This window comes from Candidatus Chloroploca sp. Khr17 (genome assembly GCF_004138165.1).
Taxonomy (GTDB): domain Bacteria; phylum Chloroflexota; class Chloroflexia; order Chloroflexales; family Chloroflexaceae; genus Chloroploca.
In genome coordinates, this window is record NZ_RYFF01000046.1 from 1 (window position 1) to 15,816 (window position 15,816).

Sequence of the window (15,816 nt, forward strand, 5' to 3'; positions counted from 1 at the left end):
GCCGACCAGGATGACGGAGGCCGTACCGGGGTTTCCGTGTCAAGCGTTTCGGCGGCGGGAGCTGGCTGTTCAGGGCTGTGGGTAGTCATCACAACGATCCTCTCGTACCGCCCTGCATGCAACGGGTTTTTGGGAGCATGGTGTCCAAAGGTAGTCTAGCACATAGGGTACGACGCGGCCCGCCCGCTCTATGAACGCGCCTTGGCCCTCCGCGAGCGCGTGCTCGGCCCCGAGCATCCCAATACCGCCACCAGCCTCAACAACCTCGCGGCCCTGCACTATGCCCAGGGGAACCACGACGCCGCCCGCCCGCTCTACGCACGCGCCTTGGATATTCGCGAGCGCGTGCTCGGCCCTGACCATCCCGACACCGCCACCAGTCTCAACAACCTCGCGCTCAATCACTATGACCAGGACGATGTCCAGACCGCCGAGCGGTTGATGAGGCGGGCGCTGGTGATTCGCGAAGCCCGTCTCGGGCCTGACCACCCCGACACGCAGGGCTCACGCCGGAGTCTGGCTGCCATACAGGAACGCCTGAGGGGAACGGCCGCCCCGCCGCCCAGCGACGTCACCGCGCTCCTCGCCGCCATCGCCGCCGTTGCCACCGGTGACGATGCGCCACGGCAGGAAGTCACAGCGGCCCTGGCGCACCTTGAGCAGCAGGGCTGGAGGCTGCGCGAACCCGTCGAGCGCATCTGGGCGGGGGAGCGGGATCGCGCGGCGCTCGTGGCGGGTCTCGATGACCAGGACGCGGCGCTGATCGACCAGGTGCTGGCGTTGATCGAACGCCTTGAAGCACTGCTCAACAGCCTGCCGGAAACGGTGCGCACCGCGCTCCGTGAGGGCGATGCCGTGGCTCTTCAGGCGTCCATGGCCGCCCTGCCAGAGGATCAACGTCATGCGGTGCGTGCGCAGCTTCAGGAAGCCGGGATCATCGGTGGTGGCCCGGATATGAATGTGGTGCTACGCCAATTCGAGCCGCTGATGCGGGCGATTGCTGCGGTGGCGAACGGCGACAATGCGTCACGGCAGGACGTCACTGAGGCGCTGGCCCAGCTAGAGCAGCAGGGCTGGAGGCTGCGCGAGCCGGTCGAGCGTATCTGGGCGGGGGAGCGTGACCGGGAGGCACTCGTGGTGGGCCTCGACGACCAGGACGCGGCGCTGATCGAGCGGGTGCTGGCGCTGATCGCGTCGCCGTGATGATCATTGTTGCCCGGCCCTGCGCCGCATGCGTGGCGATCTTGCCACATACGCGGCGATCTCGCCAAGGGTAGGTTAATGGACTCACTGGGGTGCGGTGAACGATCAATGTGAGGCTCGGATGTCGTATCGCGCCAACGCAGCTTTTGAAAGGACGGCACCGTGTCCACGTCACTGCGCATGGATCCCCGCCTCGCCCGTCGCCTGGCGGAAAAACAGGCCCTCCTTGAGTCGCGACGCCTGCTCACCGACGCGACCCTTCGCCAGATCCACGCCCATCTTTTCGTCACGAGATACGGATGATTGTCGATAATTCGGCAACCAGATCAGCACCACGGCTTACATCAGCCGCCCGCAACTCCACGACCGTCCACGGCGGCTCGCCGGATCGTAGGCGCTCGCGTAAATGGGCGTCGCGGGCGCGGTTGGCACCGCGGTGGAAAGCCGCCCCATCAATGTAGATGGCGAGCCGCCGCTCAGGTACGGCGAAGTCGGCAACCGAGATCGCTGGCCCGCTGTCGGGGCTGACTGGTACCTGGCGCTCGGGGTGAAAGCCGTGGGCTGCGAAGAGCTGTAGGAAGCGCAACTCCAGCGGCGATCCCACGCCTGCGGTGTAGGCTTCCAGCCATGGGGTGGGGTCGTCGATGTCGCCCCGTTCGAGCGGGCGCACGACTGGCGGCGTCTCGGCCAGGGCTTGCAGATCGGCACTGATGCGCGGCCAGCGCAGCCGATCATGATGGCGCTGGTTTTCGTAGGATTTCAGGCAGCGATAACAGGCGGTCGTGCAGTTCGCGTGGTCGAGGTGCTCAATGGCACGCACGGCAACCAGGTGGAGTTCATTGGCGATGCGCGGGAGGTAACCACTGCCGCCTACGCTCGGGTCGATGAAACTTAAGGCCATCTGCTGGTAGGTTCGCCCCTGTTGGTTGACCTCCCAGGGACCCTCAAGCAGAAACTCGATTTCCGGGCCGTCCAGCATATAGCGGTGCCGCATACCGAGCCGCAAGGCGTAGCCCAGGGTCAAGCCCCATGTGGTCAGATCTTCTGTGTCCGCCCCGTCAGGTACGGGGGCGAGCAGGCGCAGCACCTCAGCGCGGGTAGTGGTCATAAGCGCCGTTGGGGTTGGCTCCCGCCCTGCTTCAGGACAGCCCTGGCGGTGACCAAAGGGATCCTGGGCGCTGTCGCCGACACGGGGTTGACGCCGCGCCCCCTTCACGGTTGTTGCCGCCATCGGAATGCTCAGGATGTTGCCACAGCTCGCACAGAGTCGGTAGCCCGCCGCGTCTTCGGTCAGAAGTTGGTTGCTGGCCCGTTCCGCTGGCCCGGGTGGCGGACCCTCGTTGAGCCAGCGCACCTCCTCGTTGCGGCTCAGGCGGAGTCCCCAACCCGGCCCGGTCGTCCAACGGCCCACCACGTCACCCCCCCACTGCGGATGGCCGCTTACCCGGTTGCTGACGGCATAACGATCCTCTTCGTCCAGGATCGGACTCTCGTCACGTATGGCAAGAAAGCCGCCGTACGCGACAGACGGGTAGGCCGGGCCAAGCTCTTGACTACCACAGCGCGGGCAGGCGGGCTCATCGGCATCAAAGCGGAGGGTGCAACGTCGGCATTGGCGGTACAACCAACTTGGTCCCTCGCTGCGCGGGTTCCAGGGCGAGGCGGTGTCTAGCCCGACCACTTTCCAGCGTGCGCCACGAGCATATACTGTCGCCTCGGGCTGAAACTGGGCGATGCCAAAGCGACGGGCCACGCTGATCGGGTCGTCCTCGTTGGCATCACCGCGGAGCCGCAGTGCCGCCGGTTCGGCAGGAAACTCGTAGCCTGGCAAAAGACCAAACTCGGCAAAGCGCCGCAGCGGGTAGCCCGACGAACGGTCATCCGCGTCGCCCTCGCCCATGTTGACGCCGAGCAGGCGGCGGACGAGATCGGCTGCACGCATGGCGTCCCGCTCGCGCTGAAGGTTCAGGTTGAAGCGCTCGACGGCGGTGCGCAGCTCGATCACCTGGCGCGCGGTGCGGTCGATCACATCCTGCATGCGGGCAGGGAGTTGCTCCAGATGTGCGCGGAGGTCGGCCTCGCTCAGGCCCGCCGCCGGGAGAATTTGTTCGCCCCAGGCAGTGCGAGCCAAAGCGAGGGCGTGACCGATCTGGGCCTGCACGCCCATCAGGAGCGCATCGACTTCGGTCTGGTTGATCTGGCCCTGCTGATTGATGTACTGCAGCATCTTGCCGGCCAGCCCCGGCTCGGCAGCGCCAATGGCGATCGCGCTCAGGTGGCGCAGGATGGTGTCGCGGTTGCCGAGGGCCAGCGCCGGGGCCGGTACCTCACCCGCGATCATCTCGGCGGGTTTGTCATAGAAGTACTGGTCGTGCGGGGTGCTACGGGCATAGCTCAGCACCAACCCGACCCGCGTTCGTCGGCCGGCGCGCCCGCCGCGCTGGGCGTAGTTGTCGGGCCGGGGTGGCACGTTGCGCAAGATGACCGCATCCAGACCACCAACATCAATGCCCATCTCGAGCGTCGGCGAGCAGGCAAGCAGGTTCAGTGGCGATTCGCGCAGCGTTGCCTTGAACTCCTGCTCAATCACGGTACGCCGTGCGGTCGGCACCTGCGCCGTATGCTCAGCAGCGACGAGCGGTACGATAGTGTTTGCCTGGATGCGTTGCACGGTGCGGTTGGCCGCAAGCTCAGCGGCAGGCCAGGGGCTGAGTTGTCCATGGCAGCGCGGACAGGGCAGGCCCGCTGTCGCCCCAAGAACCGGCAGCGAACAGGTGTTGCAACGGAGCCGCGCTGCGTCGTTGACCAGGCGCAGGCGAATGCTCTCGGCGTTGACCTGCAGGAGGCGGGTACGATCCCTGGCCCCGTAGAGGTCGGCGGCGATGAGGAAGCTTCCCTCCTGGAGGAAGCGCAGCAAGGCGACCATGGCCGTCTCGTCAGCCTGCGCTGCACCAAAGCCCTGGCAGAGCAACGTGAGCATGCGCTCCAGGCTCGGGCTGCGCCCACCGGTTTTGGGGCGACGCCAGGGGTTGTTGAGCCGCACACCTAGCGGTACGTCAGTCCGCTCCATGTAGGCGACCGGCTGCCCATCATCGCCTAGGGCGTAGCCGCTCGGCTGCTTCACCCGGCGTTCCCACTCGGCTGCCCGTACATAGGCCGGGCAACTCGGGTGCTGCGGGTGGTAGCGCAGCATCGGTCGGGAGAGACAGCCGCGTACCCGGATCTCGTCGAGCAGGCAGCGGCAGAGGTAGGTCAACTGGTCGGCAGTCGCAAAGCCGAGGGTCTGGCGGAGCGCAGCCCCATGGGTGGCGACATACTCCTCTAGGCGATCGTAGGCGATCTCTACGAGGCCGAGGTTGATCAGTGTCGCACGGTAACCCGCATTGAGCGCGATCTCATCGAGGAGGGGCGCTTCTTCATAGGCGCGCACCCGCTCAAGCTCATCAGCGGTCGCGAAGGTGCCGCGTGGGCGTTGCGGGGTATCGTTGGCCTCCAGCGCCCACTGGCCAAGCGCCTGCACCAGATCCTGGATGGAACGCGCTTCCTGCTGGCGCAACAGATCGACCACACGCCGACGCATGCGGTCGTAGCGCCCGGCAAAGGTGACGAAGCGGGCCTGGTGGGCGGCATCCTGGCGGCTATCGCTGAAGATGAGCAGCCGCTCTTTGCCGTCGTGGGTCGGGTCGGCACGGTGGCTCTCGGCCAGGGCTTCGACCAACCCTTCGGCCATGACCTTGACCGCCGCTGAGGTGCCCAGGGCCACCGGTGTGAGCACATTGCGATTGCCTAGGGTGGCACCGCAGCAGAGACATGCGGTGCGGGCCGGCGCAAGCGTGACCTGGAGCGAGAAATCGGTCTTGGTGCTGCTGAAATACAGGTGCTGCGGGTCGAAGGAACCCTCGCTGACGACACGCCCTTTGAGTTGCCTGGTCTGCTTGCGATTGCGGGTCGGCATCGGCGGAGCCTCGTCTTCCTCCTCGAGTGCGCCGACGGTCGTGGCGAAGCGGGCGGGTTCATACAGCATCCACTCAAAGCCATCGGTCTTGCTGGTGCTTGGGCGGAGCGGGCCGGTCGTCGGATCATGTTCGTCGTCGCCGACGAAACGCAGGTAGTGGGCCCCGCAGCTACGGCAGAGGTACAGCGGAGCCGTCGGATAGCCACAGGCCCCACAGGTCGCTTCGCCCATCGGGTAGAGGCACCCGCAGTCCGGGTTAACGCAGCGGTGGAACTGCCAGCCGCCGCGGATGAGCCGGTGGGCGCGCAGGCGCAGTGCGCCCGGGGTGGCATCGGGAAGGGCTGCGCCGATGATCAGGGCAGCCTCGACCTCGGCACGCACCGTTCCAAAGGAGGCGCTGGCGTACGTGGGCAGTTCAGCCTGGACGCGCTGGGCGATCTGTTCAAGGGAGAGCGGCTGGCGCACCAGCCAGCGATTGATCAAGGGGATCAGGTTCCAGATGCCAGGTTTCAGGTTCCAGGTGTCGGGTGTCAGGGTTGAGGTAGCGGCGGTGAGGGCGTGGGGCGGGAGGGAAGGCACAAGTTGCGCCCAAAGCGCTGCGGAAAGCCGGATCGGTTCAGGTTGCATGACTCCATCACGCTCAACCCACAGCTCCGAATCAGGGGTCAGGTGTGGGGTGTCAGGGGTCAGGGTCGATCCCCGATCCCCGATCTCTGCCCCCTGAAACCTGATCCCTGAAACCTGATACCTGATCGCTGGAACCTGTTCAAGTTCCTCGCCGATGACGCGAATACTGACTGGCGCGACCCCGGTCAGCTTGCTAAAGAATTCCTGCACCGCCTCATCGCGCAACTGAACCCGCTCTGCGGGGCTGATCGCGTCGTCAGCAATGCTCTTAATCGTCGCCGAGGTACCGACCGGCACGAGCGACGGGAAGCGGCGGGCGCGCAGTTCCTCGGGCGGCGTGAGCATCCAGTTCTGCTGAGCACCTGCGAGGTGGGCGCGTAGCCGACGTACCAGGAGGGCGATGTTGCTGCCCAGCGTGCCACGGTAGGTATGCACCTCATCGAGCACCAGGAAGCGGCAACGGTGATTGGCAAAGATTGCATCGCGGTCGGCTGGGCGCACCAGCAGGTACTCCAACATGACGTAGTTGGTCAGCAAGATGTGCGGCGGACGTTCGCGCAGCTCGCGGCGGCGTTGCTGGGTCGTACTGCGGTCGTACTGCGCGACGTCCACGGCCCCTGCCCAGCCCGACTCGTCAAGGTAGGCCTTGATGCGCTCGTACTGGTCGTTGGACAGGGCATTCATGGGGTAGATCAGGATGGTGGTCAGCCCAGGGCGACGGAAGGATGCGGCGTCAGCGATCGCATTCTGGATCACCGGCAGCAGAAAAGCCTCGGTCTTGCCGCTCCCGGTGCCGGTCGTGACTACCACCGAGGTTGGTTCGGCGGCGAGTAGGGTTTGGATCGCCGCCGCTTGGTGCTGGTAGGCCCGCGCACTGCCCGAGCGACGCTGCATCACACGGGCGAGATTCGGGTCAAGTCCAAGCTCCGCCCAGCGTTGCCCGGCGCGGAAGGGTCGGTGAACCTGGTAGAACGGATCTTGAGCGAGGAAGCGCGGCTGGGTGAGCGCCGTCTCAAGAGCCGCCTTGAGCGTTGGATCCTTGGCCCGAAACTCGGACTGCAGGTAGCTGCGGTACTCATCGGTGACCCGCTCGAGGGCCAGAATGGGGTGGAGCGTCGGGGTCAGGTGTCTGGTGTCAGGTGTCTGGTGTCAGGTGTCTGGGCCGCATAACCAACGTCTGGAGCCGTGGAGTCAGGTGTCTGGGCAGCATAATCAGCGGTCGGATCTGAAACCTGAAACCTGAAACCTGAAACCTGACGATCCTCCACCCAGGCGCTCAGTTGCTCAGCGACGGTCGGCTGCAGGGTGGCGGTATCGAGCACCTCGGCAAACTCCACGAAGCCCCAGGTGGCGGGCACGGCGGCGAACAGCGCGTCGAGTTGCGCGGGCGTGATCGTGGCCACCTCCGTCCAATCCAAGACGAAGACCTGCTGGGCCAGGGCTTGGCTCAACGCCTGGAGGGCGGCATCCCCTTTCGGCAGGATGTCAGCGAGACGCAGAGGAACACTCATTGATACTCCTTTTTTAGGGGTCAGGTTTCAGGTTTCAGGTTTCAGGGTTCTTGCTTGCTAACCCCTAACCCCTAACTACTCACATTCGGTCAAGGTTCTTGCTTCCTGACACCTAACACCTAACACCTAACACCTAACACCTGACACCTAACACCTGACACCTGACACCTGACACCTGACACCTAACACCTAACAACGTTGCCACAGCGGTTCGTTCAGCCCGGCGACGAACGGCGAGGGCGCGGTGGCGACGGCACAGACCAGCAGTGCCCGCATCGCCCGCGAGCAGCCGACATAGAAAAGCCGCCGCTGCTGGTCAAGTATGACCGCCTGCTCCTCTTCCGGTAGATGTTCGAGCTCATGCGGAAGGCTGCCCGCCTCCAGGCGCATGATCGCGACCATCGGGAACTCCAACCCTTTGGAGGAGTGCAGCGTCAGCACTTTGACCACCGGCTTGCGCAGGTCGATCTGCTTGCCACTCATGAACTCTGCCGCCACGCCCTGACGACTCAGACGGGCGGCGATCTGCTGGGCGAGCGCTTGGCTGTGGCAGAGCACCGCCCCGGCGTGCAGCGGTAGCCGCAGCTCGCGGGCGGCTTGTGCGAAGAAACTGCGGATCGCCTCCACTTCGTGCTGGTCATCCCGCGCCAGCAGGAGCGTCGGGGCGATACCCTGATGCGCAGCAGGCTCTTGGACGATACTCTCGGCGTCGCCCGCCTCGGTGCCAGCCAAGATGGCTGCGCAGGCGGCGGTAATCGCAGCTGTGTTGCGATAGTTGCGCCGCAAAAGAACGGTGCGCCCGCGCATGCTCAGGTCGCTATGGATCTGCTTCCAACTGAAGCCGCGCTGGTAGAGCGACTGCGAGGCATCGGCGGTGAGGTAGACGCCCTGCGGCGCGGCAACCGAGGCCAGCAGGAAGCGCAGTGCGACTGGCGAGAGATCCTGGGCCTCGTCGATAATCACCGCCTGGTAGGGCTTGGTCGGCTGGCTCAGGGCCAGTTCGAGCGCCTGGCGGCGCACGCGCTCCCAGGTGGTCAGACCCTCGCGTTCCAGCGCGGTGCTCCAGGCCACATAGAGCGCCCAGATCGCCTCGCGCAGGTTGGCCCGCAGCGGCAGCCCGCGCCCGCGTCGCTCGAGGGTCAGGTACTCGTCGCGCGTTGCTACCCCACGTGCCTCAATCACGCTGTTGAACTCGTCAAGCAGATAGTCGTTGCCGAGCCGGGCGAGCACCTCCTGACGCACCTTGCGGTCGAACTGATTGGGTGCGGGCAGCTCAATCGTCGCCAACACCTGCGCGAGCAGCGCCTCCTGCTGGCCAGCAATCGCGAAGTTCGGCTTGCCGTAGGCGCGCACGTACTGGCGGAAGATCACGGCGTCGACCGTATTGACTTCGACGCCGCGCTCCTTCGGCGGGCCGCCGAGCAGCCGTTCCAGCAACTGCTCGGAGTAGCGCACCAGGGCGTTGGTGTAGGTGGTGAAGAGGATCGGCGTGCGCCCAGCGGCGACCAGGCGCTGCACGCGGTAGAGCGCCAGCACCGACTTGCCCGTACCAGGGCCGCCTTTGACCAGCGCTGGCCCTTCCAGCGAGGTCTCAAGGATGCGCTGCTGGTCAGCGTCGAGGCGCAGCAGGAACGTGGTCAGTTCGCCCTCGACGAAACGGTCGAGATCCTCCGGCTCGTGGAGCACCAACTCGGGTTGGCGCTCGATCTCGGCCAGCGAGCGCGGGTAGAGGATATCGCAGATCCGGTCGAAGAGCTCGGTCGGCACGCCAGCCAGCAGCAGATCATCCTCGGTGCGTGCCGCGAGCAGCGCCGCCCAATGTGGTGAAGGAATGCGCCACTGACGCAGCAGTCCCTCGCTCATCGTGACGGGGAGCAGACGTGGTTCGAGCAGCGGAGCCGCCGGGGTCTCCACGCCGAGCAGGGCCGCATCGGCGGCGTCATCTTCGGGCAGACTGGCGTCCGTCGGCGCGGATACGTCAACTTCGTAAATGGCCGGTTCCTCGTGCAAATCGACTGCGAGCAACTCCGGCGGCGGCGCACCCTCGGGCACCACACCAGAGCTGAGCGCATCGGCGTAGGTGCGGTCATCGCGCTTCCGCACGCCAATCAGCTTCACCCAACCATCGCCGAAGCTATAGAACAGGCGGTAGGCCCCGATGCGCACGCGGTAGATCGGCGGCTTGTGGTTGCCAATCTTCTTGGCATCGCCCTGGGCCGAGATCGGGTCACGCTCGAGCACCTTGACCTTCTGGGTGACCAGGCGGCTCACCGCCGTGGGCAAGCCGATCAGCTCATTCATAAAGGTCGGCGGCGCGATCACATTCCATTTCTTCATGCTGGCTCCAGGGCAAGGATCTCCAGTTCGATGTAGGCGCAGTGCAAATACGGTGGCGAGCTGTAAACAAGGGCAAAGTGCGGAAACGACCCGGAACAGGGTCACCAAAAGGGGCACTCCCAGGTGCCGCTACACCAGGGGCTTGCGGCGCCGACAGCTCAGTTCAATCAGCAACTGCTTCGCCTCGAGGGCGCCGTGGGTCAACTCGTCCCTGGTGAAGCGCTGCTCAAGGGTCGCCTGGTTGCCTGAACGCCGAAAGACCCAGAGCCCCTCAGTCGCGGTGACGACAAATGAGCGGAGTTGCCTCGCTTTGGCATGATAGCGGATGGTCTGGGCCATCGCCAGCGCAAGATCACGCTCGCTGATAATGTGGGCCTTGTTTTCAAAGAGGGTGAGCACCGGGACGATCACCGTCTCCTCGAAGGAGAATTCTGGCCGACTACGATACGGCTGAGCGGATTGCCGGTCGGTGGCACGGTAGCCGTTTGGTTGAGCGGATTGCCGGTCGGTGGCGCGGTAACCGTTTGGCTGCGTGGCCCGCAGATTACAGCGCGGTGCCGCACGCTTTGGCGGCGCGATCGGCCCCGGCTCTGGCGCTGATGCTACGCCTACCGTGAAGAGCCTGCGCTTGAGATCCTGGATCGCCTCGCGACTCAGCGCCCCTTCAAAGCGCCAGTGGGCGAGGCCGCGCTGCAACAGGACCACTGCCGGGGACGAAATCACTCCGTAGCGGGCCGCCAGGGCATCGCTCTCGTAGGTGTCGACGTAGAAGAAGCGCACTGCACCCGCAAAGATGCCTGCGATAGCATCCATCTGGCGCTCGGCCTTACGGCAGTCAATGCTATCATCGCCGAAGAGGACGACGGTGATCTCCTCGCCGTTTAGGGTGAGTTGATCGAAGTTGTGGGTGGTGAGCATGCGCATCGGTTGATAATCCTGCACATTTGTTGCATTGGTAGATCGGAAGCTAACACCAGTATACGTGGCAAGGCTTACGGCACCATTACCTGATCAGCGCTAGTCACCATGCGGTGTCGTTCTCAGTATAGTTGCTCGGAAGCTAACACCAGTATACGTGGCAAGGCTTACGGCACCATTACCTGATCAGCGCTAGTCGCCATGCGGTGTCGTTCTCAGTATAGTTGCGTGGGCAGGAATACATGCGCACGGCTTGGATAGGCAATCAGCATACGTAACGGCATAGTGAGGCCCGCAACGCTTGCGCCTGTGCTACAATCATTTTGCAATCACGAGCATCGAGAATTGGGGAACGCCGAAACGATGAGTACGTTAGCTACGCTTGAACAACTCCTTCAGCATCTGACCCGCGCCGAGAAGGCCCAGGTGCTGCAGTGGGTTGTGCGCGATCTGGGCGACGCCTTCCCCGGCATCGAGAGCAACCCCGGCGTGAGTGGCGGCGAGCCCTGCATCGTGCGCACGCGCATCCCGGTCTGGGTGCTCGTCCAGGCGCGTCGGCTTGGCTCGAGCGAGATCGACCTGCTGCGGGCCTACCCAGCGCTGCGGGCCGAGGACCTTGCCAATGCCTGGGCCTACTACCGTTCGCACCCTGACGCGATCGAGGCCCAGATCGCCGAAAACGAGGCAGCGTAGGCAATGGCACAGCTCTACGCGAACGAGAACTTCCCCCTCCCCGTCGTCGCAGAGTTGCGGCGGCTCGGCTACGACCTGCTGACCAGCCAGGAGGCCGGAAATGCTGGGCGAGCCGTCCCCGATGAGGAGGTATTGGCCTTTGCGGTGGCTGAAGGCCGTGCCCTGCTGACGATCAACCGCAAGCATTTCATTAGGCTCCATCGTGCGACGCCGGCCCACGCTGGTATCATCGTCTGCACCTACGACCCGGACTTTGTTGGCCAGGCGGCCCGCATCGCTGCCACCCTGGCCGAGCAGTCGGCGCTCGACGGCCAGTTGCTGAGGGTCAATCGGCCTGCGTAACCCCCACATACCTTGTCCCCCGCTTCTCGCCCTCCACCCGCGCCAACCCCTCGTCCACTAGGCGCCTGAGCAGCGCCCGTGCCGTGGCTACGTCAACCTCCAGCGACCCCTGCACCTCGCCACTGCTCAGGCTGGCCCGCTCGGCGAGCAGCGCCTTCACGCGCTCGTAGCGCTCGGCCTCGTCAGCGCGGTACCCCTGCCGTACCTCCGCCGCCTTGCGCATAGGTCGCGGCGACACGCGCTCGGCTGCCGCCGCAAAGTCAATGACCTGCTGCGCCGGCGGCGACTCTTCCCCGAGATCCAGGGCCAACTGCGGCTCGGCGTAGAGCGGCGTTGGTTCCTCCACGCTGGCCTTGCGCCCGCGCCGCCCGCCCTGCACCCCTGACCCCTGACCCCTGACCCCTGACCCCTGATCCTCCGCCCCTGACCCCTGACCCCTGACCCCTGACCCCTCCGGCAGCGGCAACTCGATCACCGGCTCCGGCAGATTCTCATTGAGCGGGATGTCCCAGTAGGGGTCGTGCTGCTTTGTGAACGCCTCCAGGCCCAGCGCCTTCAGCTCGTCGAAGGCCGCCAGGCAGCGCTCCGGCGCCTGCGGGTAGCTTTTGTGGCTAAAGGTTGAGAGCACGTGGGCGTACTGCTCGCGGCTCAGTCCGTAGGCCTCGGCGACCACCGCGTCAATCGCCGCCCGCACCGCCCAGCGCGCGTCGTCATCCTTGAGCACGGGCCAGTCGAAGGGTGCCCGCTCTTCGCGCCACGCCTCGCCCACCTGCTCGCGCCACAGCGCCGCGTACCCGGCGTGGTTGCAGGTGAGGCGCAGGGCTGAGTGGGCGAGGAAGCGAGCAGGTGTCAGGTGTCGGGTTTCAGGTGTCAGGAGGGCGCGGGGCACCGGCAGGCGGTTGGCGATGAACAAGTTGACGTTTGCCGAAACCATCTGACGGGCCACAAAATCGTAACTGAATGAGCAACAAATAGATAGCAAAAGTAGGGAATATGCGGTTGAATGATTTGACGATTCTTGATCAACAAATGTACTATCACCAGTTAGCACGCCTGCAGGTAGCAGAGCCGTTACAAACGTCCGCTCATTGGTTGAGCTTGCCACTTTTCGGAGTGCCAGTCTCCAAAAAACAACAGACTGCAACCAAGTGGCTCGGCCAATCTTTTGAGTGTGCAATAAATACTGGGGTCTTGCCTCCCACATGTCGGTGTACTGATGAAAGGTCTTGCCCTCGTGCAGCACCAGGTAGCCCTGTTCGCGCAGCGCAGCCGCAACCTCAGGGTCACGGGGATCTACGCCGTTGGGAAGCACCTGGCTGGTGGGGGTGAAGCGCCAGGCGTCATCGGTCATGTGTAGCTCACGACCCAACCGGATGCCAAGCTGCTCACAGACTTGTCCAAAGGGTACGCCGTTAGCAAAGCAGATCCGGGCCACTTCTGCATCAGCAGGCGAGCGTAGCTCCAAGAGGCTCAGATACTCGCCACCGGTGCGGCGTACAAAATCGAGGCTGTAGCGCAGCGGCGCTTGACGCTGCTGCTCAAAGAGCCAGGCATCGTCGTGAAGATAGAAGGCGCACGGGAATTCAGTCGTTGGCCCCTGTCGGGCCGCAACGACCGGGGCAAACTTGAAGCGTGAGTCAATCTCAAACAGCTTGTTGCGGTTTTCAAAGGAGTAGCAGCAGCGTGTCGCCATCTGCTCAAAGTAGAGGCGACGAATGCCGGTCGCACCCTCATTGGCGTGGAAGGCCGAAGGGACGACGACGCCAGTCAGTCCAGTTGGCCCCAGCACCTGGGCGTTGCGCTCCATGAAGGCACGGAAGGCGTCTTGCTTGCCAATCGTTTTCTCGCCGTCGATTTCGACCACCTGATAGGTGTACAGCCGATCCAGCACACGTTCTACGCCACGAAACTCCTCAATGTACTCAGCATGCGCTGCCGCAGCCTGTGGGTTGCTCATAATCCGCCGCTCGATGGCCTCACGCTCACGTTTGGTTGGCGCATCAAGCACCGTGAATTCATAGGCGGCAAAGAACTCTTTATCCGCAGGCAACATGCGATCCCACGGCGGATTCCCCACCACCACATCAAAGCCGTGGCGCGGCAGTTCAGGTGTTAGGGATCGGGTGTCAGGTGTCAGTCCAGGTGTTAGGGGTCGGGTGTCAGGTGTCAGCTCCGCCCCCGGCTCGTCCGCCCCTGAAACCTGAAACCTCACACCTGAAACCTGAGCATAGAAGACTTCCGGGAAGGCCAGGTCGTAGGGGAAAGCAGGGGTCAGGTTCCAGGTGTCAGGGGTCAGGATGAGCGCAAGGGCATCCTCATAGCTCTTGATTGCCTCCGGCAACTCGCGTAGCCCCAGGCCCCGCGCAAGCATCCTTCGCAGCGTAGGGGTCAGGTTCCAGGTGTCAGGTGTCAGTCCTGCATCGTCCTTACCTGACACCTGCGTAGGGGTCAGGTTCCAGGGGTCAGGTGTCAGTCCTGCATCGTCCTCACCTGAAACCTGAAACCTTACACCTGACACCTGCGTAGGGGTCAGGTTCCAGGGGTCAGGTGTCAGTCCTGCATCGTCCTCACCTGACACCTGCGTAGGGGTCAGGTTCCAGGTGTCAGGGGTCAGCCCTGCATCGTCCTCACCTGACACCTGACACCTCACACCTGACACCTCACACCTGACACCTGCTCTGACACCTGACACCTCACACCTGACACCTGCTCTGACACCTGACACCTGACACCTGACACCTGACACCTGACACCTGACACCTGGCGCGCCAGCGCCACATACGCGTCGTCGTCACAGCCGCCGCCCTTGCCCGTGCCGAGCATCACGCCGCCGGCCCAGGCAGCGGCGAGCAGGCGGAAGGGGGCCAGGGCGGCGTCGAGGCGGGTCTTGGCGGCACGCTTGCGCTCGATGTCGGCCACGTCGATGCCGACGCTCTCTTCGAGGGCGGCGACGTGGCTCAGCGCGGCGGCAAGGCTCTGCTGGAGCCGGGCCTGCAAGCCCTGGTTGAAGATGTCGTCAAGTGGCTGTTGGCTGCCAGGGTAGCGGGCCAGGTGCTCGGCGAAGGGCCCGGTGAGCGAGTCGCCCAGCACCAGGCGGTGGTCGAGGAAGGTCAACGGCAGGCCCTCGGCGTGGGACTCGATCCAGATCGCGACGCGGGCCAGGGCCACCGCGAGAGGGTTCTTATCGACGCCGTAGAGGCAGTGGACGGCGGCGAGGCGTCGGCAGAGCGCACGAGCCTTCTGCTCGGAGAGGCCGGGCTGGTCGCCCTCGCGGGCGCGGCTGGGCAGGTAGGCCACCAGGGCATTGTCAGGGTCAGGCAGCGCCTCAACGCGCTGGCGTAACTCTTCGGCACGGGCGGCGGGGCGCACCGCCGCAGCGGGATCGCGCACCTTGAGCTTCGCAGCCTGCTCTTCAGCCACGCTCGCCAGTTCATCACAGCGGCGGCACGCCTCATAGAGCCGGTCGCCCAGGAAGCGACAGGCCTCGACCAAAAAATGCCCGCTGCCCATCGCGGGGTCGAGCACACGCAGGGCCAAGATGCGACCGGGCTGTGGATCATCTTCAGGGCTACGCTCATCACACTGCGGGCCGACCGTCTCTTGCACCAGGAAGCGCACGAAGGAGCGCGGGGTATAGTAGGAGCCGCTGGACTTGCGCCCGAGGCCCACGCGCAGGAAGAAGCGGCCAGGCGGGATGGCTTCGATCCATTCCACGTTTGTAGGTTTCAGATCAGGTGTCCGGTTTCTGGTGTCAGGTGTCAGGCCGGAGTCGTCGGTATCAGAGCCATCTCCACTGATCTCCGAACTGTGCCCACTGACACCTGAAACCTGAGACCTGAAACCTGACGTCAGCTCGTCTTCGTCCTCAGACTCTTTATCAGCCCATTCAGCATCTTGCCAACCTCCGACGTTTGTGCCAGTAGCGGAGCCAACTCCCGATCCTCCGTGTAGCCCAGCCGACCCGCGATCAGCAGGTGCGTCTCCAGCTCCATGAGCGAGCCGTTCGCGATCGAGAGGTGATGGAGATATTCCTTGATTGCTTCCCTCCCCTGCCCCTCCGCAATGTTCGCCGGCACTGAGACCGCTGCCCTCCGAAGCTGGCTGCTCAACCCGTACGTCTCGCTCTTGGGGAACCCCTCTGTCAGCCTGTAACACCCGACTACCAGATCCATCGCCTTCTGCCACACCTTCAGATCCCGATAACTGCTGACGCTCATTGGTGCTCTCCCT

At 64.4% G+C, this 15,816-nt stretch carries 11 protein-coding genes; 4 read left to right on the plus strand and 7 right to left on the minus strand.

Annotation, left to right across the window (positions count from 1 at the left end; all coding sequences use genetic code 11):
• Positions 1-162 precede the first annotated feature (162 nt).
• Both EKD05_RS20215 and EKD05_RS25970 read left to right on the plus strand, forming a co-directional pair.
• Complete coding sequence (locus tag EKD05_RS20215) at positions 163-1,203, plus strand: tetratricopeptide repeat protein (protein ID WP_129676524.1); 1,041 nt, start codon at positions 163-165, stop codon at positions 1,201-1,203.
• 162 nt (positions 1,204-1,365) lie between these two features.
• Positions 1,366-1,506 carry a hypothetical protein gene (locus EKD05_RS25970; RefSeq protein ID WP_165360850.1) on the plus strand — a complete coding sequence of 47 codons (141 nt, stop codon included), beginning with the start codon at positions 1,366-1,368 and terminating at the stop codon, positions 1,504-1,506.
• Here EKD05_RS25970 and EKD05_RS20220 read toward each other — a convergent pair.
• The 4 genes from EKD05_RS20220 to EKD05_RS20240 form a co-directional block, all read right to left on the minus strand.
• Positions 1,490-6,679, minus strand: coding sequence for a DEAD/DEAH box helicase (locus EKD05_RS20220; RefSeq protein ID WP_240695872.1), 5,190 nt, complete (start codon positions 6,677-6,679; stop codon positions 1,490-1,492). The genes EKD05_RS25970 and EKD05_RS20220 overlap by 17 nt on opposite strands.
• A 227-nt stretch (positions 6,680-6,906) precedes the next feature.
• Entirely contained in the window at positions 6,907-7,296 is a 390-nt protein-coding gene (locus EKD05_RS20230; protein ID WP_129676526.1) for a hypothetical protein, read from the minus strand.
• 189 nt (positions 7,297-7,485) lie between these two features.
• Positions 7,486-9,633 carry a 3'-5' exonuclease gene (locus EKD05_RS20235; protein ID WP_129676528.1) on the minus strand — a complete coding sequence of 716 codons (2,148 nt, stop codon included), beginning with the start codon at positions 9,631-9,633 and terminating at the stop codon, positions 7,486-7,488.
• 129 nt (positions 9,634-9,762) lie between these two features.
• Positions 9,763-10,557, minus strand: coding sequence for a co-chaperone YbbN (locus EKD05_RS20240; protein ID WP_129676530.1), 795 nt, complete (start codon positions 10,555-10,557; stop codon positions 9,763-9,765).
• 357 nt (positions 10,558-10,914) lie between these two features.
• Between EKD05_RS20240 and EKD05_RS20245 the strand changes: the two genes are divergently transcribed.
• Positions 10,915-11,244, plus strand: coding sequence for a DUF433 domain-containing protein (locus EKD05_RS20245; RefSeq protein ID WP_129676532.1), 330 nt, complete (start codon positions 10,915-10,917; stop codon positions 11,242-11,244).
• 3 nt (positions 11,245-11,247) lie between these two features.
• Complete coding sequence (locus EKD05_RS20250; RefSeq protein ID WP_129676534.1) at positions 11,248-11,586, plus strand: DUF5615 family PIN-like protein; 339 nt, start codon at positions 11,248-11,250, stop codon at positions 11,584-11,586.
• On the opposite strand, the gene EKD05_RS20255 is transcribed toward EKD05_RS20250, so the two are convergent.
• The 3 genes from EKD05_RS20255 to EKD05_RS20265 form a co-directional block, all read right to left on the minus strand.
• Positions 11,570-14,224 (minus strand): hypothetical protein, encoded by a 2,655-nt coding sequence (locus EKD05_RS20255; RefSeq protein WP_129676536.1) that lies wholly within the window; start codon positions 14,222-14,224, stop codon positions 11,570-11,572. The genes EKD05_RS20250 and EKD05_RS20255 overlap by 17 nt on opposite strands.
• Before the next feature lie 8 nt (positions 14,225-14,232).
• Positions 14,233-15,300 carry an N-6 DNA methylase gene (locus EKD05_RS20260; RefSeq protein ID WP_205704001.1) on the minus strand — a complete coding sequence of 356 codons (1,068 nt, stop codon included), beginning with the start codon at positions 15,298-15,300 and terminating at the stop codon, positions 14,233-14,235.
• A gap of 134 nt (positions 15,301-15,434) precedes the next feature.
• Entirely contained in the window at positions 15,435-15,803 is a 369-nt protein-coding gene (locus tag EKD05_RS20265) for a four helix bundle protein (RefSeq protein WP_129676569.1), read from the minus strand.
• Positions 15,804-15,816: the final 13 nt, after the last annotated feature.

Excerpts from the sequence above, each read along its gene's own strand:
- EKD05_RS20230 (WP_129676526.1), bottom strand. The coding sequence starts at position 7,296 with ATGAGTGTTCCTCTGCGTCTCGCTGACATCCTGCCGAAAGGGGATGCC.
- EKD05_RS20250 (WP_129676534.1), top strand. The coding sequence starts at position 11,248 with ATGGCACAGCTCTACGCGAACGAGAACTTCCCCCTCCCCGTCGTCGCA.
- EKD05_RS20245 (WP_129676532.1), top strand. The coding sequence starts at position 10,915 with ATGAGTACGTTAGCTACGCTTGAACAACTCCTTCAGCATCTGACCCGC.
- EKD05_RS20240 (WP_129676530.1), bottom strand. The coding sequence starts at position 10,557 with ATGCGCATGCTCACCACCCACAACTTCGATCAACTCACCCTAAACGGC.
- EKD05_RS20220 (WP_240695872.1), bottom strand. The coding sequence starts at position 6,679 with ATGCAGCGTCGCTCGGGCAGTGCGCGGGCCTACCAGCACCAAGCGGCG.
- EKD05_RS20235 (WP_129676528.1), bottom strand. The coding sequence starts at position 9,633 with ATGAAGAAATGGAATGTGATCGCGCCGCCGACCTTTATGAATGAGCTG.
- EKD05_RS20265 (WP_129676569.1), bottom strand. The coding sequence starts at position 15,803 with ATGAGCGTCAGCAGTTATCGGGATCTGAAGGTGTGGCAGAAGGCGATG.